We start from the raw sequence: 21,578 nt of genomic DNA, 5'->3' as shown, positions 1-21,578 counted from the left end.
GACAACCACACCCGCGGTGCGACACTGGCTTCGTGAGCAACGTCGAGACGCAACCGCAGGAGACCGTCTGCCCCACCACGCCACCCGCTGACGGAGTGGAGATCCTCGAGCCCCGCGACGTGCCCCTCGGCGGGCCCCGCGCGATGACGGTCCGGCGCACCATCCCCCAGCGGCAGCGCTCCCTCATCGGCGCCTGGTGCTTCGCCGACCACTACGGCCCCGACGACGTGGGGGCGACCGGTGGCATGGACGTGCCACCCCACCCGCACACCGGGCTCCAGACCGTGAGCTGGCTCTTCACGGGCGAGATCGAGCACCGCGACAGCCTCGGCTCGCACGCCCTGGTGCGGCCCGGCGCCGTGAACCTCATGACCGGTGGCTACGGCATCGCGCACTCCGAGGTGTCGACGCCGGGCACGACCATCCTGCACGGCGCGCAGCTCTGGGTCGCCCTGCCCGAGGCACATCGCAATGCCCCCAAGGACTTCCAGCACCACGAGCCGACCCCGACCCGCGTCGACGGCGCCATCCTCAGCGTCTTCCTCGGCAGCCTCGCCGGACAGACCTCCCCGGTCGAGACGTTCACCCCACTGCTCGGTGCGGAGGTGACCGTCGACGCCGGCGCGACCGTCGAGCTCGGTCTCGACGCGGCATACGAGCACGGGGTGCTGGCCGACAACGAAGGGCTCACCGTCAACGGCACGGCCACCCCGCGCAGCTCCATGGCCTACCTGCCCACCGACACCCCAGTGCTCCAGCTCACCAACACCACCGGGGCACCGGCGCGTGTGCTGCTCCTCGGCGGTCCGCCGTTCGACGAGGAGATCGTCATATGGTGGAACTTCGTGGGCCGCAGCCACGAGGACATCGTCGCTGCGCGCGACGAGTGGATGGCCCACTCCGCGCGGTTCGGCGAGGTGGAGGGGTATGCCGGTGACGTCCAGCACCTGCCGGCTCCCCCGATCCCAGCCGTGCGGATCCGCCCTCGGGGCAACGCTGCCCGCACCTCCCGGGACTCGTGAAGCAGCTGTTGCGCGAGCGATGGCGGCTCGTCGCGATGGGCGGTGCGCTCGGCGCCCTCCTCCTGCTCGGGTTGCTGCTCCAGCTCCTCTCACCGAGGACCACCGGGGTGGCGGGCGACTGGTCGGCCAAGGCCGTCGACGGTCCGGTGGTCGCCGGGCGTGCGGTGGTCAGTGACGACCACACCGCGCTCGACCTGCGCAGCGGCAAGACGGTCACGCTGGGCTCGGTCCGCGGCGGCGTGGCCTACGTGGCGGACGACCGACTCGTCATCGCGAGCCCAGGACAGGTCGACTCGGCCGGCCTCGATGCCACGACTCGGTGGACGTGGCGGGCGGCTGCCGGTGAGACGGCTTCCCCCGTCGCAGCCGGCGGCGGCAGCACGGTCGTCCTCGCCTGCCCCAGGAAAGGCCCCTGCCGACTCGTCGGGCTCGACCCAAGGGGCAACGAGAGCTGGTCTTCCAAAGGGGTGGAGCGACGCGACCCGCTGCCGGCCGGCCCCCTCCCCCGGGTGGACGCGACCAGCGCAGGCGGTGGCGTGCTGGTGACCGACCCGGCGAGCGGTCGGGCCGCCCTGCAGCCCGGGCGGTCGTTCGTGGCCCTCCCCGACGGACCGGTTGTGACCGAGGTGGTCCAGGACGGGAAGTGCGTCGTCGCCGCCTACGCCAGCGCGGACCCAGCGTGGACCCGCGTGCTGCCGAGCTGCCCGGCGGCCGAGACTCCGCGACTCTCCGCCGACCCCACCGACCCGGCCGTCGTGACCGTCACCTGGCCGTCCACGACCGCCCGCCTCGACCTCGCGACAGGGAGGCCTGCGAGCCCCACGCCACGCAGCAGCGGCACGGTCGTCGCCCGAGGGGATGGCCTGACCGCGACGACCTCCCGGAAGTCGTTGCACACCAACCCGTTTCGGTGGGGCCGGCAGGTCACGATGCTGCAGCTGGTCGACGACCGGTCCGGCAACGTCCGCGCCCAAGTGGTGTCCGACCACTCCCTCGCCCTGCTCCACCTCGACGGGTCGTCCGTCGTGGTGCGCGACGGCGACGAGGTCATCCGCTACCTGCTCTGACGAGTCGCGTGCCCCACGACTACCGCCGCGTGGGGCAGACTGGCCACATGAGTCCCACCCCGGGCAACCGCCCCACCGGCATCGCCGCCTTCGCCCCGATCATCGTCGCCGTCTGCGCGATCGTGATCGTGCGCGAGGTGGTCGAGGCGGTGCTGCCCGACCTCAGCTCGTGGATCGCCTTCATCATCGCCCTAGCCGTCGGCTGGCTCGCCTACGCAGGGGTGGAGCGGTTGTACGACCGGCGCAACGACCGGTCCAACGGTCCGCGCGACCAGTCGTGAGCCCTGCCGGCGGCCCACCGCCGCCCTGTCGGGGAACTACCTAGACTCGACCGCGTGGTCGCCGCCGTCGAACCCCTCACCGCCCCCGTCGAGCCCGACGAGGCCCTGAGGCGCATCGCCTTCCTGCTCGAACGCGAGCGAGCCGGCACCTACCGCGTGGAGGCCTTCCGCAAGGCCGTCGTCACGGTCCGCGAGACACCCGAGGAGGAGCTCCGCAGCCGGCACGAGGCGGGGACCCTGCAGGACCTGGCCGGCATCGGCAAGTCGACCGCCGCAGTGGTGAGCGAAGCCCTGGACGGTGAGCTCCCGGCATACCTGGAGACGTTGCAGGGCAAGGCGAAGCCGCTCGCCAAGGGCGGCGTCGAGCTGCTCGCCAGCATCAAGGGCGACTGCCACTCGCACTCCAACTGGTCGGACGGCGGGAGCCCGATCGACGAGATGGTGCTGACGGCGGTGGAGCTGGGCCACGAGTGGCTGGTGCTCACCGACCACTCGCCCCAGCTCCGCGTCGCGAACGGCCTCACCGCCGAGCGGCTCACCAAGCAGCTCGGCATCGTCGAGGCGATCAACGCCTCGCTCGGCGGCCAGTTCCGGCTGCTCAAGGGGATCGAGGTCGACATCCTCGACGACGGCGCGCTCGACCAGACCGACACCATGCTGGGCAAGCTCGACCTGGTCACCGCCAGCGTGCACTCCAAGCTGAAGATGAACCGGGCCCCGATGACCAAGCGGATGGTCACGGCGGTGTCCAATCCCCGCGTCAACGTCCTGGGCCACTGCACCGGCCGGCTCGTCGAGGGGTCTCGTGGCACGCGGCCCCAGTCCGACTTCGATGCGCGAGCGGTCTTCGAGGCCTGCGCCGAGCACGGCACCGCGGTGGAGATCAACAGCCGTCCGGAGCGGCGTGACCCTCCGGACGACCTCATCCGGCTCGCGATGGACCTCGGGTGCCTGTTCGCGATCGACTCCGACGCGCACGCGCCCGGACAGCTGGAGATGAAGGCCTACGGCTGCGAGCGCGCCGAGGCCCTGGGCATCGACCCCGACCGGATCGTCACCACGTGGGACGCGGACCGTTTGCTGGACTGGGCCGGGGCGCGCGCGTGAGCGAGCTGCTGGTCACCATCGACCTCCAGGCCGCCGAGCCCCCCTATGAGCAGGTGCGGGCCCAGCTCGCCGGCCTGATCGGCCGCGGGAGCCTGGCCGAGGGCGATCGGCTGCCCACCGTGCGAGCCCTGGCCGCAGACCTCGGGCTGGCGGTCAACACCGTGGCCCGCGCCTACAAGGAGCTGGAGGCGGAAGGGCTGGTGACCACGCGGCGACGGGCCGGGACGGTCGTGGCGGCGGGCTCCCAGCCGCTCGACGTCGCCCTCAACCGCAGCGCCGCCGAGTACGCCATCCGGGCCAAGCGAGCCGGGCTCAGCGAGTCAGCGGCCGTCGACCTGGTCCGCGCCGCCCTGCGCGAGGCGCGCGCCTGACCGGCCACGCGGCATACCCTCGGGTCGCGGGGCAGGCGGGGCGCGGCCGCACGGCCCGCGGCGCCCACGGACCCGTTTTGGTTATCCGGGCGGTCTGCCCTTATGCTTTCGCGAGTCCTCGACGGATCCGCGCCTGGCGCTAAACGGCGGGGGGCCGTTGAACTGGTCCCCATCGTCTAGCGGCCTAGGACCCCGCCCTTTCACGGCGGTAGCACGGGTTCGAATCCCGTTGGGGATACGCATCACCAGCACCACCAAGGCCCCGTAGCGCAGTTGGTTAGCGCGCCGCCCTGTCACGGCGGAGGTCGCCGGTTCGAGCCCGGTCGGGGTCGCCCCACACGAAGGGCCCGCACGAGAGTGCGGGCCCTTCGGCATCTCACTGGTTCGGTGCGGGTCCGGGCTCAGCCCCGCGTCCCCGGAAGTCAGCCGGTGTAGTGCGAGGCATCGCCCTCGATCACGCGGCTGCGCTCCCCGGTCAGGCCGACCGGCACGTCACCGGCCACGGTCACCCGGTGGAGCTGCCGCGGCAGGCGGTCGTAGTTGTCGATCGCGTAGTGCTGGGTGATCCGGTTGTCGAAGATGACCAGCTGGTCGGGCTCCCACGCCACTCGGACGACGTTCTCAGGTCGGCTCACGTAGGACTGGAACAACCGGATCAGGTCCCGGCTCTCGGACACCGACAACCCGACCAGCCGCTGGGCGAAGCCGCCCAGGTAGAGACCCTTCTCCCCCGACTCCGGGTGGACGCGCACCACGGGGTGGGCGGTGCGGAAGGCGAGCGAGGTGAACTCCTCCCGGTTCTGCCTGGTCTGCTCGTCGAGGGACTCCTCGGGCTGGGCGTAGTCGTAGTCGTTGGTGTGGATCGCCCAGAGCGAGTCCGCCAGCAGCCGGAGCGGCTCCGGCAGGTCGCGGTAGGCGGCACCGGTGTTGGCGATGAGCGTCTCGCCTCCGTGCGGCGGCACGACCTTGCTCGACAGGGTCGTGGCCTTCGGTGGGGCCTGCACGAAGGTGACGTCGGTGTGCCAGTGGTTGGCGACGCCCTTCTCGCTGTCGACCGGCAGCACGCGCGGGGCGCCGGGAGCGGACGCGACCGTGGGATGGGCAGTGGTGAGCTCACCGAACCGCGCGGCGAACCGCTCCTGCTGCTCGTCCGTGAGCGGCACACCCCGGAAGACGAGCGCCTTGTGCTCGAGCAGGGCCTGGTTGAGGAACTCGACCGTCTCGGCATCCAGCTCGGCAGCGGGGTCGACCCCGATGATCTCGGCGCCGATGCGCCCCGTGAGCTTGCGGACGTCCCGGTCGGTGGCGATGGCGGTCATGCGGCGTTCTCCTTCGTGTCGGCGTGCGAGGGGTGGTGCTGGGTGTTGGGGTTGGCCGGGCGGGCCAGCCCGTAGTGGTCGCGCAGGGTCTGGCCCGTGTACTCGGTGCGGAACAACCCGCGCCGCTGCAGCTCGGGCACCACGAGGTCGACGAAGTCGTCGAGCCCGCCGGGCAGGGTCGGGGGCATCACGTTGAAGCCGTCGGCGGCGCCCTGCTCGAACCACTCCTGGATCTGGTCGGCCACCTGGGTGGCGGTGCCCGCGAACACCCGGTGCCCGCGTCCACCCGCCAGCCGCTCGATCAGCTGGCGCACCGTGAGGCCCTCGCGGGCGGAGAGGTCGAGGACCAGCTGCTTGCGGCTCTGGTTGCCCTCGGTGCCGGCGGCGACCGGGGGCAACGGCCCGTCGAGATCTGCGTCGGTCAGCTCGTGGTCGAGCATGGCCGACAGCTGCGCCAGCCCGTAGGCCGGGTTGATCAGGGCGTTGAGCTCGGCCTCCTTGGCCTTCGCCTCGTCCTCGGTGCGGCCGATCACCGGGCTGATCCCGGGGAGGATCAGCAGGTCCTCGGGCCGTCGTCCGTGCGCGGCGAGGCGTCCCTTGAGGTCGGCGTAGAAGTCCTGCGCCTCCCCGAGCGTCTGCTGGGCGGTGAACACCGCCTCGGCGAAGCGGGCGGCGTACTCCTTGCCCGACTCACTCGACCCGGCCTGCACGAGCAGCGGATAGCCCTGGACCGGACGGCGGATGTTGAGCGGCCCGCGCACCTCGTAGTGCTCGCCCCGGTGGTCGACCGGTGTGATCAGGTCGGTGTCGGCATAGACCCCCGAGGCCTGGTCCGCGATCACCGCCTCGTCGTCGAACGAGTCCCAGAGCGCCTGCGCGAGCTGCACGAACTCGGTGGCCCGCGCATACCTCGCTGCGTGGTCGGGCCGGTCGGTGAGACCGAAGTTGCGGGCCTCGTCCTGCCCGGCGCTGGTCACGATGTTCCACCCGGCTCGACCGCCGCTGAGGTGGTCGAGCGAGGCGAACGCGCGGGCCAGCGTGTAGGGGTGGTTGTAGGTCGTCGACGCGGTGGCGATCAGGCCCACGTGGCTGGTCGACGCGGCGAGCGCGGCCAGCAGGGTGAGTGGCTCGAAGGCGCTGTGCGTGTTGTGTCGCACCTTGCCGTGCAGGGCCACGCTGTCGGCGAAGAACACCGAGTCGAGCCGGCCCCGCTCGGCGGTCCGGGCGATGTCGACGTAGTGCTGGAGGGTCAACGCGCGGGCCGGCTCGACGTCAGGGTGACGCCAGGCCGCCTCGTGGTGTCCGGTGGACATCAGGAAGGCGTTGAGGTGGAGCTCTCGGCGGGGTCGTGCCCCAGGTGTCGGAGACATGGATCTGGTTACCTTTCGAGGAGTTTCGAGTGGGGGTGGCGGCCGGGGCTCAGCGAGCCGCGGCCGCGACGCGCCACCGGGAGAAGTGCCGCTCCAGCCGCACCAGGACCGTGTTCACGAGGAGGCCGAACACCGAGACGGTGAGGATGCCGGCATACATGTCCGGGATCTGGAAGCTGCTCTGGGCGTTGACGATGAGGTAGCCGAGCCCCGCCTTCGCCCCGACCATCTCGGCCGCGATGAGCACGAGGATCGACGACGTGCCAGCCATCCGCACGCCGGTGAAGATCGTCGGCACCGCCGACGGCAGCACGACCTTCTGGAACAATGCGAGGCTGCCCAGTCCGAGCGACCGAGCTGCCCTCACCAGGAGCGGGTCGACGGTCCGCACGCCGGCGATCGTGTTGAGCAGGACCGGGAAGAAGCTGGCGTAGGCGACGATCGAGATCTTGCTGGTCTCGCCGATGCCGAGGAGCAGCACGAAGACAGGCAGGAGGGCGAGCGCCGCGGTGTTGCGGAACGCCTCGAGCAGCGGGGTGAGGAACTCCCGCAGGCCGTCGTACCAGGCGACCACCAGCCCGAGGGCGATCCCCGCCACCACGGCGAGGCTGAACCCCACCGCCGACCGGGTCAGGCTGGCCGCCACGTGTTGCTGGAGCTGCCCGCTCTCAGCCAGCCCCCACCAGGCCCGCAGGACCTCGTGCAGTGGCGGCAGGAAGACCTTGCGGGCCGGGTCGAGCAGGTACTGGGTGCCGTACTCCCACAACAGCAGGAACAGGACCACGGCCGCCGAGCGGCGCACGAGCCTGCCGACGCTGCGCGTCAGGCCATGCCCCCTGGTATGCCGCGCGGGAGCGGTCGGCGTGACCGTCACCGCCGGCGGGGCTTCTGCTTCCAGGATCGCTGTGCTCATCAGGCTGCCCTCTCCGTGCCGTCTGGCTGGATCTTGAGGTGGCCGGCGTCCTGCGCGCGCCGCACCTCGTCGTGCAGGAGCTCCCAGACCTCGTGCCGGTAGTGGACGAACCGGGGGTCGGAGCGCAGGTCGGTGGTCGCCGCACGGTCCCCGAGGTCGATGTCGACCAAGGCCTTCAGGCGTCCGGGGCGCGAGCTCAGCACTGCGACCCGCTGCCCGAGGTAGACCGCTTCCTCGATGCCGTGCGTGATGAAGACGACCGTGGTGCCCGTGGCCCGCCAGATCCGCAGGAGCTCGTCCTGCAGCTGCTCGCGGGTCTGGGCGTCCAGGGCTGCGAACGGCTCATCCATGAGCAGGATCCCGGGCTGGTAGGCGAGGCTTCGGGCGATCGCCACCCGTTGCTTCATGCCCCCGGAGAGCTCGTGCGGGTAGCGGTCCTCGAAGCCTTCGAGGCCGACCAACGCGAGGTTCTCGCGGGCTCGCTCGACTCGCTCGCGGCGGCCGAGCCCCTGCTGCTCGAGACCGAAGGTGACATTGGCCAGGGTCGTGCGCCAGGGGAAGAGCGCGTACTGCTGGAAGACGATCCCGCGGTCGAGCCCGGGACCGGTCACCTCCTCGCCGTCGACGAGGACGCTTCCCCGGGACGGCCGGCTGAGCCCTCCGAGGAGGTCCAGGAGAGTGGTCTTCCCGGAGCCGCTCGGGCCGACCAGGGTCAGGAACTCACCGCGCGGCACCTCCAGCGAGACGTCCTCGAGGGCCACGAGGGTGCGCGCCTGCGGTTGGTCACGGGTGGGCCGCAGCGCGAACTCCTTGCTCACCCCCCTGAGCTCGATGTGCGCGCTCATGATGCGTCCTGGGCGAGCTCGTTGAACTCGTTGGTGTAGAGCTTGCTCGGCTGCAGCTCACCCGCGGTGAGGATGCCGCTGTCGACCAGCCACGGCTCCCAGCGGGTGAAGTCCTCGTCGCTGATCACGCCGCCCTTGCTGGGGATCCCGACGCTCTTCCAGTACTTGAGGTTGTCGGTCTTCTCGTTGCGGCCACGCTTCTCGATGATGCTCGTGAACCGGGCGATGACCTCCGCGCGAGGCGTGCTGCGCTCCCACTCGATCGCCTTCGCGACCCCGGTGACGAACTCCTTGGCGGCGGCAGGGTGCTTCGCGATGAAGTCGTCACGCAGCACGTACTGGCCGCCGTTGAAGGCGCCGAAGAGGGCGTAGTCGCTGAAGAGCGAGCGCAGCCCGCCCGTGGCGATGGCGTGGTCCTGGAGGACCCCGGAGAGCGTGCCCACGTCGACCTGCCCCCGCCGGACGGCGAGCTCGGTGTCGTTGGGCGGCAGCGGCACGAGCTGGACGTGGTCGATCTCCTGTGGCGTCAGCCCGTTCTTCTTCAGGTAGGTGTCGATCACTGCCTCGGCATGCGCGCCGAGGGTGTTGACCGCGATCTTCTTGCCGATCAGGTCCCGGGGGGTGCGGATCGGGCTGTCCTCCTTGACGTAGAAGCCGTTGAAGGACTTGGCGTCCTCGCCGTAGTAGTTCACGACGGCCTTGACCGGCGCGCCAGCCTTGATGAGCTTGACGACCGCGCCGGAGAAGGCACCGCCGACGTCGGTCTGGCCGGTCGCTGCCGACTGGATGTCCTGGGGACCGCTGGTGGTGTTGCCGACCCACTTGAGCCTGATGGTCGGGAAGTAGCCGAGGTCGGCCGCCAGCTCCTGCAGCCCGACCGCGTTGGCCGAGCCCTGGTATCGCACGGTCACCGGGCCCTTGCTCTCGGTGCTCGCCTCGCTCGAGGGCAGCGCGCAGGCCCCCACGAGGGTGAGCGGCAGGACTCCGGACGCCAACGCCACGAGCGGGCGGTGCGGGAGGGAGGAACGATATGTGGTGCGCATCAGGCCACCGCCTCACGCGGCTCGGCACCTGCGGCGACGAGCGAACGGCCGGCCACCGTGTCGAGGAAGACGGCGGTCACCTCGCGAAGCGGACGGTGGGCCACCTCGTCGATCAGCACCTCTCCGCCCTCCGCCAGGGTGATGTGGTCCGCGAGGACGAACCAGCCGGGGGTGATGCTGCTCGGAGCGAGGCTGGCCAGCACCGGGCGCAGGGCGTAGTCGACGACGAGCACATGAGCCGGGGTGCCACCGGTCGCCACGGGCAGGACCACCTTGCCGCGCAGGGCGAACTGCGGGAGGAGGTCGAGGAAGGTCTTGAGGAGACCGCCGTAGGCCGCCTTGTAGACCGGGGTCGAGACCACGACCGCGTCGGCCGCCTCGAGGGCCGCGACGGCCCGGGCGATGTCGGGGTCGTGGGCGTTGCCGCGCACGAGCGGCTCGGCGGGGAGGTCGCGCAGGACGACCGGGACGACGACGTGGCCCGCTCGCTGCAGCTGGCGGGCGATGTCGGTGAGGACGGCGTCGGTCTTGGACGTTCGGTTGGGACTGCTGGAGATGGTGGCTATGACAGCCATGGGACAGGTCCTTTCGGGCAGGGGTCATCACCGGTCCTGCGGCGGAATGCGCAAAACCGTTGCGGGAGAGCAGGATTCGTCAGAGACCGTCGTCTGGATGCAACGACGGGCGCAGAGAGTCGAGGAGACGCGTCAGTGGCGACAGAGCGCGCTGGAGACCCTGAGCAGGTCGACGTGCCTGCGTAGGACACGGTGGCAGGAGCGATCGGCTCGCTGCCTGGATCCGTTGTCCTTCATGGGTTTCCGTCCTCGTGGAGGCCCGAGAGCCGCGCGCTTGCGACAGCCGTGCGACTGTCGCCAGGTCCTCACCCGGAGCACCCCGCCGCGAGTGGGAGGGTTGCCGTCCAGCAAGCCGGGGCTGTGCGCTGGAACTCGTGACCTGAGATGAAGGTAGCCCCTTAGGTATTACCTATCAAATAAGTAGGATATTGCTCTCGCATACTGGGACGACAAAGGGCGTCCACGCACGAAATCGCATGCGTGGACGCCCTTTTCGACGTCTGGGCGGAGCTCAGGCGGTGCTGACCTCGATGGCGATCTTGCCGCGCACGTGACCGGTCTGGCTCAGCTCGAAGGCCTTCGGCACATCGGCCAGCTGGAACACCTCGGTCACGGGCACCGTCAATTTGCCGTCGTCGGCGAGGTCGCCCAGCGCGGTCAGGTCCTCGGCGTTCGGCCGCACCCACGCGGAGATACCGCCGGCCTCGGCCACGGTCCCGTCGGCGATCGACCCGTGTCGGCCACCGTCCTTGAGGACCGCCTGGGTGGTCTCCAGCACGCCGCCGACGAAGTCGGCCACGACGTCCACGCCGTCGGGCGCCAGCTCACGGACCCGCCCGGCCAGCCCATCGGCATACGACACCGGCTCGACACCGAGGCCACGCAGGAACTCGTGGTTGCCCTCGGAGGCGGTGCCGATGACGCGCGCACCGAGCGCGCGGGCGATCTGGACCGCGAACAGGCCGACCCCGCCTGCGGCGGCGTGGACCAGCACGGTCTCGCCTTCCTTGAGCCCCAACCGCGCCAGCAGCTGGTATGCCGTGAGGCCGGCGAGCGGGAGCCCGGCGGCCTGGTGCCAGTCGAGTGACTTCGGCTTGCGGGCGACGGTGCGCACCGGTGCGGTGACGAGCTCGGCGAACGTGCCGCCCTGCACCCAGTCCTTGCGGGCGTAGGCGATCACCTCGTCACCGACGGACCACTCGGGGGTGTCGAGACCGACCGCCTCGACGACTCCGGCGACGTCCCAGCCGGGGATCGCGGGGAAGCTCACGACCAGGAGTCCGTCGAGGTAACCCTTGGCCACCTTCCAGTCCACGGGGTTGACGCTCGCGCTGCGGACGCGGATCAGCACCTCACCCGGACCGACCTTGGGGTCGGGCACATCGGTGAGCTGGAGGGTGTCGGGGTCGCCGTACTCGGCGTAGGTGATTGCCTTCATGCCCTGCGCAACTTCGTTGCACGCGCGGGTATTCCGCTAATGCACCCGGGTGTGAGTTAGCCCGGGCGATCGGCTATGATCCTGCAGTCGCGACGGTCACCCGGGCTTCGGCACGAGGCCGCCGCGATCGCATGTCCGCCGCCACGGACGTGCGACACGGCCAGGTAGCTCAGTTGGTACGAGCGTCCGACTGAAAATCGGAAGGTCGGCGGTTCGACCCCGCCCCTGGCCACCACCGAAGCCGCAGGTCAGCGCTCCGCTGGCACTGCGGCTTCTCTGTGTGCCCACGGCCCCACACACGGGACGGCCGCGCTGGCGCGATGAGCCCCATGTGGGGCGAATCGAGTGTTCGAGTGGGTTTCCACAGGCAGATGCAGCAAACTCGCTGTGTGCAGGATCCACAGCTCGGCCACCTCGGCGCGTCCCCCGGCGCCGACATCGGAGACCTCCGGGACCTCCGCCACGTCAGCAGCCTCGGCGACCTCAGCCGATGGCTCGTCGAGGCGTCGCCGGACGGCCTCTGGGTCTTCGACGACGAAGGTCACACCGTGCTGGCCAACGCCCGCATGGCAAGGATGCTCGGTCGCTCCCCTGAGGAGATGCCGGGGCTGTCGGTGTTCGAGACCCTCGACGAGGAGGGCCAGGCACAGTTCGAGCACCACCTGAAGGACCTGGAGACCAGCCGCGAGAGCGGCAGCAACCTCGAGTGCAGCCTGCTGCGCAAGGACGGCGAGCGGTTCTGGGCCCTGGTCAGCCACACCCCCATCAACGACGACGACGGCCACCACGTCGGGTGGCTGCACCGGGTGACGGAGTACAGCCACCAACGTCGCCTCATCGACACCCTCCAGCGCCGCGAGACCCAGCTCGCCGAAGCCCAGCGGATCGCCAAGATCGGCAGCTGGGAGTGGGACGTCGTCAACGACGTCGTCACCTGGTCGGACGAGCTCTACCGGATCTACGGCGTCACCCCCGATGAGAGCTTTGTGCCCAACTACCAGGGTTTCCTCGACCGGATGCACCCTGATGACCGCGACGTGGCAGCCAACGCGGTCCAAGGGGCCCTGGAGGGGGATGGCCAGTTCGAGTTCGACGCCCGGATCTTCCGGGGAGACGGCTCGATCGCGTGGATCAGGGGCCGCGGCCAGGTCGGCACCGACGAAACCGGCGCGGTGATCCGCATGGGGGGCACGTCCCAGGACATCACCGACACCAAGGACGCCGAGCAGGCCCTGGCGCTGTTGACCGCGATGGCCACCGCCGCCAACGAGGCCACCACGCTCGCCGAGGTGATCCCGCAGATCGTCGGGCTGGTGACGACCCACACCGGGTGGCAGTCGGTGGCCGCCTGGGTCGTGGACGCGGACGACAACCTGGTCCCGGTCGTCGCGGACACGCGTCCGGTCCCGGACGAGGACCTCGTGGAGGCCCAACGACTGGCCCACGAAGCGGTCCGCTCGCGCTCCCCCCACGCCTCGCTCACGACCGAGGGCACGAGCCTCGTGGCGGCGCCCGTCGTGGCCGAGGGCCGGGCCGCCTGCGTCATCGTCATGGACACCCGCGCCAACACTCCCCCGACCGAGACCGACGGCCTCACCGTCGCCCGGGCGACCTCGATCTTCGCGCGGGTCGCGGAGCGCGAGCTCGCCGCCGAGAAGCTCCGGCAGGCGCGCGACAACGCGGAGAGCGCGTCGCTCGCCAAGTCCGAGTTCCTCGCGACGATGAGCCACGAGATCCGCACCCCGCTCAACGGCGTGATCGGCCTGTCCGAGCTCCTGGGGCGCACCGAGCTGACCACCCACCAGCGCCGGCTCGCCGACGGGATCGACGGCGCCGGTCGCGCCCTGCTCGCCCTCGTCAACGACATCCTCGACCTGTCCAAGATCGAAGCCGGGCGGCTCGAGCTCGAGGCGGTCGACTTCGACCCCCGGGCCATCGTCGAGCAGAGCACCACGCTGATGGCCGAGCGGGCCCGCGCCAAGGACCTCGAGCTCGCCGTGACCTGCCTGCCCGACGTGCCGCACGCGGTCTGCGGCGACCCCGTCCGCTTCGGCCAGGTCATCTCGAACCTCACCTCCAACGCCGTGAAGTTCACCTCCAGCGGCGAGGTCGTCGTGCGGGCCAGCGTGGAGTCCACCCACGAGGACGGCAGCACGGTCATCCGGGTCGAGGTCAGCGACACCGGCAGCGGCATGACCCCGGAGGTCAAGGACCGTCTGTTCACCGCGTTCTCCCAGGGCGACAGCTCCACCACCCGCGAGTACGGCGGGACCGGCCTCGGGCTGGCCATCAGCCGCCAGATCGTCGAGCAGATGAACGGCGAGATCGGGGTCAACAGTGAGTCCGGCTACGGCAGCACGTTCTGGTTCACGGCGCGGTTCGCGCCGGCCCAAGAGGTCGACGAGAGCCGGCCGCCGCTCCCCGACGTCGCGGGACTGCGGGTCCTCGTCGTCGACGACAACGAGACCAACCGCTTCATCCTCGAGGAGCAGCTGGCCGGGTGGTCCATCGAGGCCGCCATCGCCGCCTCAGGGGTCGAGGGCCTCGGCCTGCTCGACGACGCCCACCGTCGCAACGTGCCCTTCGACATCGTGCTGCTCGACTACGTCATGCCCGGCGTCAACGGAGAGCAGTTCGCCCGGATGGTCAGGGGAGACGGCCGCTTCGCCGAGACCCGGATCGTCCTGCTGACCTCGTCGATGGACCTCGACCCCGAGGTGCTGTCGTCCGCGGGCATCGACGTGTCGCTGACCAAGCCCGTCCTGCCCTCCGGCCTCCTCGACACCCTGGCCGACGTGGCCGGCGACCGCGCCGGGACGCTCGCCTCCGACGGCAGCGCCGAGGACGCGGCAGGCCGCTCCGGCGGCCGCCCGGCCAGCGGCTCGCGGGGCCACGTCCTCGTCGTCGAGGACAACGAGGTCAACCAGCTGGTCGCCGTCGGCATCCTCGAGAGCCTCGGGTACACCGTGACCGTCGCCGAGAACGGGCTGGCCGGCTACTACGCCTTCCAGTCCGCCGACGGCACCTTCGACGCCGTGCTGATGGACTGCCAGATGCCGCAGATGGACGGCTACGACGCAACTCGGATGATCCGGTCGTTCGAGGACGACCAGTACCGCACCCCCATCATCGCCATGACGGCAGCGGCGATCGCCGGCGAGCGCGAGCGGTGCCTCGAGTCGGGCATGGACGACTTCCTCACCAAGCCGGTGGACGTGACACTGCTGCGCGAGGCGCTCGACCGCTGGGTGCCGACCTCGGGCGAGACCGTGGTCGACGACGAGGCGCCCGACAGCCGTCGGCTCGCGTCGCTGGCCGACACGACGGTGCTCGACGTCGCGAGGCTGGAGGAGCTCCTCGACCTCGACCCCGGCGACCCCTCGATGCTGCTGCGGTTCATCGACCGGTTCGGGCCCAACGCCCGAGCCACCCTCGCCGGGATGCGTGAGGCCCGTGAGGCAGAGGCCCCCCACGAGCTCGGTCGGTTCGCGCACGCCCTCAAGGGGAGCGCGGCCAACCTCGGCGCCACGCGGCTCGCCGAGCTCTGCAAGGAGGTCGAGGACCTCGGCGAGGACGGTGTCGTGGTCGAGCAGCCGGCTCTCGTGGGCGTCGAGCGCGCCCTCGACGCCGCGGTGAAGGCGCTCGAGTCGTTCGCCGTGGTCCTGCGCCGCCAGTCCTGAGGGTTTGCTACCGACAGGACGAAGCCGCCGGTCACAGGGGGAGTGACCGGCGGCTTCGTTGAAAGGGACTTACTCGTGCTGCCAGGTTCCCGTCTGGCTCATGGGCGGGTCTGGGTCCTGCATCGACGGATCACCTTGGGGGTTGGCGACCCGACGTTTCTCAAGCCGACTGCGGGGTGTCCGCATTCACCTGCTGGCCGGCGCTGGTGAGGTACTGGCCGGTGCGGGCGCCGAGCGCCAGACGGCGTCGCACCTCGCGCATCAGCTCGTCGTTGGTGGCCAGCATCAGGGCCTCGTTGTGGTCGATGCCACCCATGACCGAGAGGCCGGAGCCCTCGGCGGCGCGCAGGGCGATCTCGCGCACGGAGACGCACAGGGCCCGGGACAGAGCCAGCATGTCGTCAGGCTGCGGCCACTCCGGGAGGACCGGGGAGTCGAGGATTCCCTCGAGCGTCCACTCGTCCAGGCCCGTCCGCGTGGCGAGCGTCGCGCGGCTCCATCCGAGGACGCGGAGCTGCTCCTGGAGGAAAGTGCCGAGGCTGTTGATCACGATGGCTCCAATGGGGGTTGTGAGGGCTACCCCCTGATAGAAGCGCGAAATCGACCCCCGAAACCATTTTTTTGCCATCCCTTGACCATTGTCTCCTCCGTTCGGCGGACAGTGCCTCCCCCTAACGTGTCGAGCCCAGCTCGCGCCCTACGACGTCGGTATGAGCCCCTGGTTCTGGGGCGGGTGTGCCTGCAGTGGTGGGAGTGGCCGAGAACCGGGGGGCGGGGGCGGGTTGGACCAGGTCCGGGGAGCCGGGGACGGCGGCATACACACCCCTCGCGGACAGGTGCGGGTCGCTGCGGGCCTCCACCACCGTGAGCACGGGTGCCACGCACGCATCGAGGTCCGCGAAGACGGCCACCCACTCGGCGAGCGGCTTCGCCGCGACGCGGTCGGCGAACAGCGCCGCCACCCGGGGCCACTGCTCGGCGTCGAGCTGGGCCGCGCCGACCTCGGCAGGGTCCACGCCCAGTCCACCCAGGAACCGGTCGTAGAAGACCGGCTCGATCGCCCCGACCGCGAGCCAGCGGTCGTCGGCGGTGCGGTAGCAGCGGTAGAACGGAGCGCCCCCGTCGAACAGGTTGGCGCCGCGCGCTGCCGACCACAGCCCCGACCCCAGCATCGACTGGTGCATCGCGGTCATCGCGGCCACCCCGTCGACGATCGCCGCGTCGACGACCTGACCCTGCCCCGACTCGCGGGCGTGCCACAGCGCGGAGACGACCCCGAGCGCGAGCAGCATGCCGCCGCCGCCGAAGTCGCCGAGCAGGTTGAGCGGGGGGACGGGGCGCCCGTCGGCGCCGGCGAAGGCGTCGAGCACCCCCGCGACGGCAAGGTAGGTGAGGTCGTGGCCGGCCAGCGCGGCATACGGGCCGTCCTGGCCCCACCCGGTCATCCGGCCGTAGACCAGCCCGGGGTTGCGCTCGAGCGCGACGGAGGGGCCGAAGCCGAGGCGCTCGGCCACCCCGGGGCGGAAGCCCTCGATGAGGATGTCCGCGCGGTCGACCAGCCCGAGCACGACGGCCAGGCCGTCGGGGGACTTGAGGTCGGCCACGACCGACTGCCGGCCCCTGAGCAGCACGGCATGGGTCGGTGTCAGGTCCTCCTCGGGCCGGTCGACACGCACGACATCGGCACCCAGGTCGGACAGCATCATCGCCGCGAACGGCCCCGGACCGATGCCGCCGACCTCGACGACCCGGACCCCTGCGAGAGGGCCTGGACGGCGCGACGAGTCGGCCCTCGAATCCATGGGACCGACCGTACCGTCGCTCACTCGAGGTGAGCTCACTGGACGAGGCTGCGCGCCGGGCCCTGCTCCCGACGCGCCCCCTCGGTCAGAGGACGTCTGAGAGCAGTGCGCGAACCTCGACTTCGCGGTAGCGGCGGTGGCCGCCGAGGGTGCGGATGGAGTTGAGCTTCCCTGCCTTCGCCCAACGCGTCACCGTCTTGGGATCGACCCGGAACAGGGATGCCACCTCCGCGGGGGTGAGCAACTTCTCGACCTCAGTGGTGCGAGTAACCATGACATAACTCCTAGTGCAGGGGACGTCCTCCAATAATCGGACAAGCGGGACGCTTTGGGAACATTCCAACCGGGTCATCCGATATGGCCCGTTGGGACTAGTCACAGGACCACCCTGTGACCGGCCCGGGGCGCGATCCGAGGGGCTGGGGCGCAATCATGGGGCCTACGCTGGACCTGGCGCGCGATCCGCGCCGACACCCCGCCCCTGCGCCTCACCGAGCTCAAGGAGTCACCACCGTGACCGCGTCCTCGTCGCCCCTCCCCAGCCTGACCACGGCCCCACCCGCCCCCTCCCCCACGGACACCTCCGCGCACGAGCAGGTCGTCTTCTGCCACGACCGGCAGACCGGGTTGCGGGCCATCATCGGCATCTACTCCACGGCTCTCGGGCCGGCCCTGGGCGGCACGCGGTTCTACCCCTACGAGAGCGAGGACGCGGCCCTGGCCGACGTGCTGCGCCTCTCCAAGGGCATGGCCTACAAGAACGCCGTGGCCGGCCTCGACCTCGGCGGCGGCAAGGCCGTCATCATCGGCGACCCGGCCACGGACAAGACCCCCGACCTCCTGCGCGCCTACGGCCGCTTCGTCGAGTCCCTCGGTGGCCGTTACGTCACCGCCTGCGACGTGGGCACCTACGTGGCCGACATGGACGTGGTCAGCGAGACCACCCGGTTCGCCACCGGCCGGTCCGAGGCCAACGGCGGAGCCGGCGACTCGTCGGTGCTGACCGCCTTCGGCGTCTTCCAGGGCCAACGTGCCGCCGCACAGCACCTGTGGGGCGAGCCCACCCTCAAGGGCCGCACCGTGGGCATCGCCGGGGTGGGCAAGGTCGGGCGCATCCTCGCCGGCCACCTCCTCGAGGACGGCGCGCGGGTCCTGGTGACCGACGTCAACCAGCAGGCGCTCGCCGCGCTGAAGGCCCAGCACCCCGAGATCGAGGTGGTCGCCGACACGGCCACCCTGGTCACCTCCGACATCGACGTCTACGCGCCCTGCGCGCTGGGCGGCGCCCTCGACGACACGACCGTCGAGACCCTGCGCGCCACCGTGGTCTGCGGCGGGGCCAACAACCAGCTCGTCAGGGAGGGGGACGGCGGCACCGCCGACCGCCTCCGCGAGCGCGGCATCACCTACGCCCCCGACTTCCTCGTCAACGCCGGTGGCGTGATCCAGGTCAGCGACGAGCTGCACGGCTTCGACTTCGAGCGCGCCAAGAAGGGCGCCACGGCGATCTTCGACCACACCCTCGAGGTGCTCCGGACGGCCGACGAGCGGGGGATCACCCCCGCCGCGGCCGCCGACCACATCGCCGAGGAGCGGATGGCGGCCAAGCAGGCGGCCGGCATCTGGCTGCCCGCGCGCTGAGCGCCGGGGCCTGACCTGCCGTTCCGCGGGTCAGCCCGCGCCGAACGGGTGTTTTCGACGAGGTGAGACGTGGGTCTCGCCACAGAACTTGCGCCGCTCATGTAGCGTTGACCCCACGACATATACACGATTCCCGGGACCGCTCCGCGGAGCCGAGGCACCGAACAGGTGACTCGACTAGGTGATGCCGTCCCGGCAGACGCATGAGGGGGTCACGCCATGGGGCGCGGCCGGGCTAAAGCCAAGCAGACCAAGGTTGCTCGGGAGCTGAAGTACTTCTCTCCCAACACCGACCTGACGGCACTTGAGCGAGAACTGCACGGGTCCTCCTACGCGGAGCCGGAACCTGTTTCCGACAGCTCCGTGGGCGAGGACGAGTACGACGAGTACGGAAAGTGGGCCTCGGGTCAGCGATGACCTGACGACCTGACTGACCACCACCTCATGCGCGGGCCTTCGGGCTCGTGTGTCACCTCCGTCGCGCTGCGGCGTGCGGCCATGTCGCTGTGCCCATCAGGTCATGGTGGCGTGGCGCCTCGGTCGGTGCGCGTGTCCTGAGAGCTACGCTCGCGTCATGAGCACAGACACGCGCGCTGAGACCCAGCGCCTGGGGGTGGAGACCACCGGGATCGAGATCATCGACGAGGCCGCTCGCACGGCCCGTCCGAAGGACCTCTTCTGGCCGTGGTTCGCGGCCAACGTCTCGGTCTTCGGGATCAGCTACGCCGGCTTCGTGCTGGGTTTCAAGATCTCGTTCTGGCAGGCCGTGCTGGTCACCGTCGTGGGCGTCGTCGTGTCGTTCCTGCTGTGCGGGCTGATCGCAATCGCCGGCAAGCGTGGCTCGGCACCGACCATGATCCTGTCGCGCTCGGCCTTCGGCGTGACCGGGCAGAAGGTGCCCGGCGTGATCTCCTGGCTGACCTCGATCGGGTGGGAGACCTTCCTAGCGATCCTGGCCACGCTGGCCACGGCGACGATCTTCAAGCAGCTCGGCTGGGGCGGCGGCACGGGCACCAAGGTCGTGGCGTGCGTCGTCGTGGCTTCGCTGATCGTGGCGGCCTCGGTGGCCGGCTACCACATCATCATGAAGATGCAGTCGTACCTCACGTGGATCACCGGCATCGCGACGATCGTCTACATCGCGCTGACCATCGATGACGTGGACCTGTCCGCCGTCAACGCGCTGCCGAGCGGCTCCACCGGGGCCGTCATCGGCGCCCTGGTCCTGGTCATGACCGGCTTCGGCCTGGGCTGGATCAACATCGCCGCCGACTGGTCGCGCTACCAGCGACGCGACGCCTCGGGCGCCTCGATCGTCGCCTGGAACACCTTCGGTGGGGCGCTCGCCCCCACGGTCCTGGTCATCTACGGGCTCCTGCTGGCCGGTTCCGACCAGAAGCTGCGCGACGGCATCCAGGCCGACCCGATCGGCACGCTCGCCACGATCCTGCCGACCTGGTTCCTGCTGCCCTTCCTCGTGGCCGCGATCCTCGCGCTCGTGAGCGGCGCGGTGCTCGGCATCTACTCGTCGGGCCTGACCCTGCTGTCCCTCGGTGTGCGGATCCCGCGACCGCGGGCGGCCTTCATCGACGGGGTCATCCTCACGGTGGGCACCATCTGGGTGGTGTTCTTCGCCGAGAGCTTCATCAACCCGTTCCAGTCGTTCCTCATCACGCTCGGCGTCCCGCTCGCGGCGTGGGCCGGGATCATGATCTCCGACCTCGTGCTGCGCAAGCGCGACTACGACGACGACGCCCTGTTCGACGTGCGCGGCCGCTACGGCTCCTGGGACTGGACCTCGATCGGCACCATGGTCGTCGCGACCGTGCTCGGCTGGGGCCTGGTCGTCAACAGCTTCGCCGGGGACGCGTCGTGGAACAACTGGCAGGGCTACCTGCTCGAGCCCCTCGGGCTGGGGAAGTTCGTCGACGACCCGGCCGGTCCCTACTGGGAGGGCAACTGGCCCTACGCCAACCTCGGGGTCCTCCTCGCCCTGGTCCTCTCGTTCCTGGTCACCCTGGTCCTGCGTCGCCGCACCGTCCGTCGTCAGGAGGCCGGCACGTGACCGATCGCCGGTGGCTCGTGGCGATCGACCTGCAGCGCGTCTTCGGTGACCCGACCAGCACCTGGCGTGCCCCTCGGTATGCCGCGGCCGCGGCCAACGTCGCGCGCCTCACCCCCGCCTTCGGCGAGCGGGCGGTGTTCACCCGGTTCGTGGCCCCGGCCACCCCGACCGGGGCGTGGGTGCCGTACTACTCAGAGTTCCCGTGGGCGCTCGAGCCCGCCGACAGTCGGCTCTACGAGCTGACCGACGACATCGCGGCCCTGGCGACGCGCACCGTGGTCGCCACGACGTTCGGGAAGTGGAACGACGACCTGCGCCGGGTGGTCGGCGAGCAGCCGTCGCTCGTGGTGGCGGGGGTGGCGACCGACTGCTGTGTGATCTCCACGGTCCTGGCCGCTGCCGACGCGGGCGCGTCGGTCACGGTCGTGACCGACGCCTGCGCCGGGTCCACCGACGACAACCACCAGAAGGCGTTGGACGTGATGTCGCTCTACGCGCCGCTCGTCACGCTGGCGACCACCGACGAGGTGCTCGGCTAGAAGCCCAGGCCGCCGGCACCGACACCGGTCTGGGCCGCATGGATCCGCGCCAGCTCGCGGGCTGTGTTCACCTGCACCCCGATCGCCTCCTGCGCGCCGTCGCCGCCGTGGTCGACGCCCGACTCCCGCGGCGCTGGGTCGGAACCGTCCCACGCGGCATACCCGCTGAAGAGGCCGAAGGCCGCCTCGGCCTGGTTGACGGCGTCGGCGAGCGCGTGCAGGACGGTCGGGTCGCACGCGTCGAGGAAGGCCCTGGGGTCGCGACGCTCACCGATGCTGACGAGCCGCGCGATCGCGCCGGTGTCGCCCGGAGCCAACCGCTGCCCGGCGACGAGTCCGTCGCGGACAGCGGCCAGGACCAGCGCGCACTGGCTGTCGTCGAGGTGGTCGAGCGCCTCCTGGTGGGCGGCCTGGAGGGCGTCCAGTGGCGCGGTCCGCAAGAGGAAGCGGTACTGCCTGACGGTCTGGTCCTCCGGGTCGTGCGCCTGTGTCCCCATACC

Annotated in this window: 21 protein-coding genes, 3 tRNA genes and 1 riboswitch; of the genes, 13 read left to right on the top strand and 11 right to left on the bottom strand. The window is 70.7% G+C overall.

Features of this window, described 5'->3' with window-relative positions; genetic code table 11:
* Nucleotides 1-32 precede the first annotated feature (32 nt).
* From ASG91_RS07640 to ASG91_RS07610, 7 genes are all read left to right on the top strand, one after another.
* The gene (locus ASG91_RS07640; protein ID WP_056922041.1) at nucleotides 33-1,022 is read left to right on the top strand and encodes a pirin family protein; all 990 of its coding nucleotides are present in this window, start codon (nucleotides 33-35) and stop codon (nucleotides 1,020-1,022) included.
* Entirely contained in the window at nucleotides 1,019-2,089 is a 1,071-nt protein-coding gene (locus ASG91_RS07635) for a hypothetical protein (protein WP_056922040.1), read from the top strand. The genes ASG91_RS07640 and ASG91_RS07635 overlap by 4 nt, the downstream gene beginning before the upstream one ends.
* Before the next feature lie 47 nt (nucleotides 2,090-2,136).
* Entirely contained in the window at nucleotides 2,137-2,370 is a 234-nt protein-coding gene (locus tag ASG91_RS07630) for a hypothetical protein (protein WP_056922039.1), read from the top strand.
* A gap of 54 nt (nucleotides 2,371-2,424) precedes the next feature.
* Nucleotides 2,425-3,477, top strand: coding sequence for a PHP domain-containing protein (locus tag ASG91_RS07625; protein WP_056922038.1), 1,053 nt, complete (start codon nucleotides 2,425-2,427; stop codon nucleotides 3,475-3,477).
* Complete coding sequence (locus ASG91_RS07620) at nucleotides 3,474-3,848, top strand: GntR family transcriptional regulator (protein ID WP_056922037.1); 375 nt, start codon at nucleotides 3,474-3,476, stop codon at nucleotides 3,846-3,848. The genes ASG91_RS07625 and ASG91_RS07620 overlap by 4 nt, the downstream gene beginning before the upstream one ends.
* A gap of 165 nt (nucleotides 3,849-4,013) precedes the next feature.
* A tRNA-Glu gene (locus ASG91_RS07615) sits at nucleotides 4,014-4,086 on the top strand.
* Nucleotides 4,087-4,106: 20 nt separating this feature from the next.
* Nucleotides 4,107-4,180: transfer RNA gene (locus ASG91_RS07610), tRNA-Asp, on the top strand.
* Between the two features lie 90 nt (nucleotides 4,181-4,270).
* On the opposite strand, the gene ASG91_RS07605 is transcribed toward ASG91_RS07610, so the two are convergent.
* From ASG91_RS07605 to ASG91_RS07575, 7 genes are all read right to left on the bottom strand, one after another.
* Nucleotides 4,271-5,167 (bottom strand): TauD/TfdA family dioxygenase, encoded by an 897-nt coding sequence (locus tag ASG91_RS07605; RefSeq protein ID WP_056922036.1) that lies wholly within the window; start codon nucleotides 5,165-5,167, stop codon nucleotides 4,271-4,273.
* Entirely contained in the window at nucleotides 5,164-6,537 is a 1,374-nt protein-coding gene (locus ASG91_RS07600; RefSeq protein WP_056922035.1) for an LLM class flavin-dependent oxidoreductase, read from the bottom strand. Before ASG91_RS07600 ends, ASG91_RS07605 begins: the two co-directional genes overlap by 4 nt.
* A gap of 49 nt (nucleotides 6,538-6,586) precedes the next feature.
* On the bottom strand, nucleotides 6,587-7,450 hold the full coding sequence (locus ASG91_RS07595) for an ABC transporter permease (RefSeq protein WP_056922034.1): 864 nt from the start codon (nucleotides 7,448-7,450) through the stop codon (nucleotides 6,587-6,589).
* The gene (locus ASG91_RS07590) at nucleotides 7,450-8,295 is read right to left on the bottom strand and encodes an ABC transporter ATP-binding protein (RefSeq protein ID WP_056922033.1); all 846 of its coding nucleotides are present in this window, start codon (nucleotides 8,293-8,295) and stop codon (nucleotides 7,450-7,452) included. Before ASG91_RS07590 ends, ASG91_RS07595 begins: the two co-directional genes overlap by 1 nt.
* Nucleotides 8,292-9,338 carry an ABC transporter substrate-binding protein gene (locus ASG91_RS07585; RefSeq protein WP_056922032.1) on the bottom strand — a complete coding sequence of 349 codons (1,047 nt, stop codon included), beginning with the start codon at nucleotides 9,336-9,338 and terminating at the stop codon, nucleotides 8,292-8,294. Before ASG91_RS07585 ends, ASG91_RS07590 begins: the two co-directional genes overlap by 4 nt.
* Complete coding sequence (ssuE, locus tag ASG91_RS07580; RefSeq protein ID WP_056922031.1) at nucleotides 9,338-9,913, bottom strand: NADPH-dependent FMN reductase; 576 nt, start codon at nucleotides 9,911-9,913, stop codon at nucleotides 9,338-9,340. The genes ASG91_RS07585 and ssuE overlap by 1 nt, the downstream gene beginning before the upstream one ends.
* A 265-nt stretch (nucleotides 9,914-10,178) precedes the next feature.
* Nucleotides 10,179-10,293: riboswitch (SAM riboswitch) on the bottom strand.
* A gap of 131 nt (nucleotides 10,294-10,424) precedes the next feature.
* Entirely contained in the window at nucleotides 10,425-11,351 is a 927-nt protein-coding gene (locus ASG91_RS07575; protein WP_056922030.1) for an NADP-dependent oxidoreductase, read from the bottom strand.
* 158 nt (nucleotides 11,352-11,509) lie between these two features.
* Here ASG91_RS07575 and ASG91_RS07570 point away from each other — a divergent pair.
* Both ASG91_RS07570 and ASG91_RS07565 read left to right on the top strand, forming a co-directional pair.
* Nucleotides 11,510-11,586, top strand: a tRNA-Phe gene (locus ASG91_RS07570).
* Between the two features lie 154 nt (nucleotides 11,587-11,740).
* A complete protein-coding gene (locus ASG91_RS07565) occupies nucleotides 11,741-15,031 on the top strand; it encodes a response regulator (protein ID WP_056922029.1) in 3,291 nt (1,096 codons plus the stop codon).
* 160 nt (nucleotides 15,032-15,191) lie between these two features.
* Here the strand turns inward: ASG91_RS07565 and ASG91_RS07560 are convergent, their stop codons facing one another.
* From ASG91_RS07560 to ASG91_RS07550, 3 genes are all read right to left on the bottom strand, one after another.
* Nucleotides 15,192-15,581 (bottom strand): hypothetical protein, encoded by a 390-nt coding sequence (locus ASG91_RS07560; RefSeq protein ID WP_056922028.1) that lies wholly within the window; start codon nucleotides 15,579-15,581, stop codon nucleotides 15,192-15,194.
* Nucleotides 15,582-15,702: 121 nt separating this feature from the next.
* A complete protein-coding gene (locus ASG91_RS07555; protein WP_056922027.1) occupies nucleotides 15,703-16,833 on the bottom strand; it encodes a CaiB/BaiF CoA-transferase family protein in 1,131 nt (376 codons plus the stop codon).
* 85 nt (nucleotides 16,834-16,918) lie between these two features.
* The gene (locus ASG91_RS07550) at nucleotides 16,919-17,107 is read right to left on the bottom strand and encodes a BldC family transcriptional regulator (protein ID WP_056922026.1); all 189 of its coding nucleotides are present in this window, start codon (nucleotides 17,105-17,107) and stop codon (nucleotides 16,919-16,921) included.
* 239 nt (nucleotides 17,108-17,346) lie between these two features.
* Here ASG91_RS07550 and ASG91_RS07545 point away from each other — a divergent pair, with 239 nt between their 5' ends.
* The 4 genes from ASG91_RS07545 to ASG91_RS07530 all read left to right on the top strand — a co-directional run bounded on the left by ASG91_RS07545 (nucleotide 17,347) and on the right by ASG91_RS07530 (nucleotide 21,078).
* Nucleotides 17,347-18,474 (top strand): Glu/Leu/Phe/Val dehydrogenase dimerization domain-containing protein, encoded by a 1,128-nt coding sequence (locus ASG91_RS07545; RefSeq protein ID WP_235545469.1) that lies wholly within the window; start codon nucleotides 17,347-17,349, stop codon nucleotides 18,472-18,474.
* A 219-nt stretch (nucleotides 18,475-18,693) separates the two neighbouring features.
* Nucleotides 18,694-18,891 (top strand): DUF3073 domain-containing protein, encoded by a 198-nt coding sequence (locus ASG91_RS07540; RefSeq protein WP_056922025.1) that lies wholly within the window; start codon nucleotides 18,694-18,696, stop codon nucleotides 18,889-18,891.
* 157 nt (nucleotides 18,892-19,048) lie between these two features.
* Nucleotides 19,049-20,539: a cytosine permease gene (locus tag ASG91_RS07535; RefSeq protein ID WP_056922024.1), complete on the top strand. Its 1,491-nt coding sequence runs from the start codon at nucleotides 19,049-19,051 to the stop codon at nucleotides 20,537-20,539.
* On the top strand, nucleotides 20,536-21,078 hold the full coding sequence (locus tag ASG91_RS07530) for a cysteine hydrolase family protein (protein WP_056922023.1): 543 nt from the start codon (nucleotides 20,536-20,538) through the stop codon (nucleotides 21,076-21,078). The genes ASG91_RS07535 and ASG91_RS07530 overlap by 4 nt, the downstream gene beginning before the upstream one ends.
* On the opposite strand, the gene ASG91_RS07525 is transcribed toward ASG91_RS07530, so the two are convergent.
* Complete coding sequence (locus ASG91_RS07525) at nucleotides 21,075-21,575, bottom strand: hypothetical protein (protein ID WP_056922022.1); 501 nt, start codon at nucleotides 21,573-21,575, stop codon at nucleotides 21,075-21,077. The two genes, ASG91_RS07530 and ASG91_RS07525, sit on opposite strands and share 4 nt — an antisense overlap.
* Nucleotides 21,576-21,578: the final 3 nt, after the last annotated feature.

It is taken from the genome of Phycicoccus sp. Soil802 (assembly GCF_001429605.1).
GTDB lineage: Bacteria > Actinomycetota > Actinomycetes > Actinomycetales > Dermatophilaceae > Pedococcus.
Note: the sequence above shows the minus strand (reverse complement) of the source record. Positions and strands in the feature narration are given on the sequence as shown.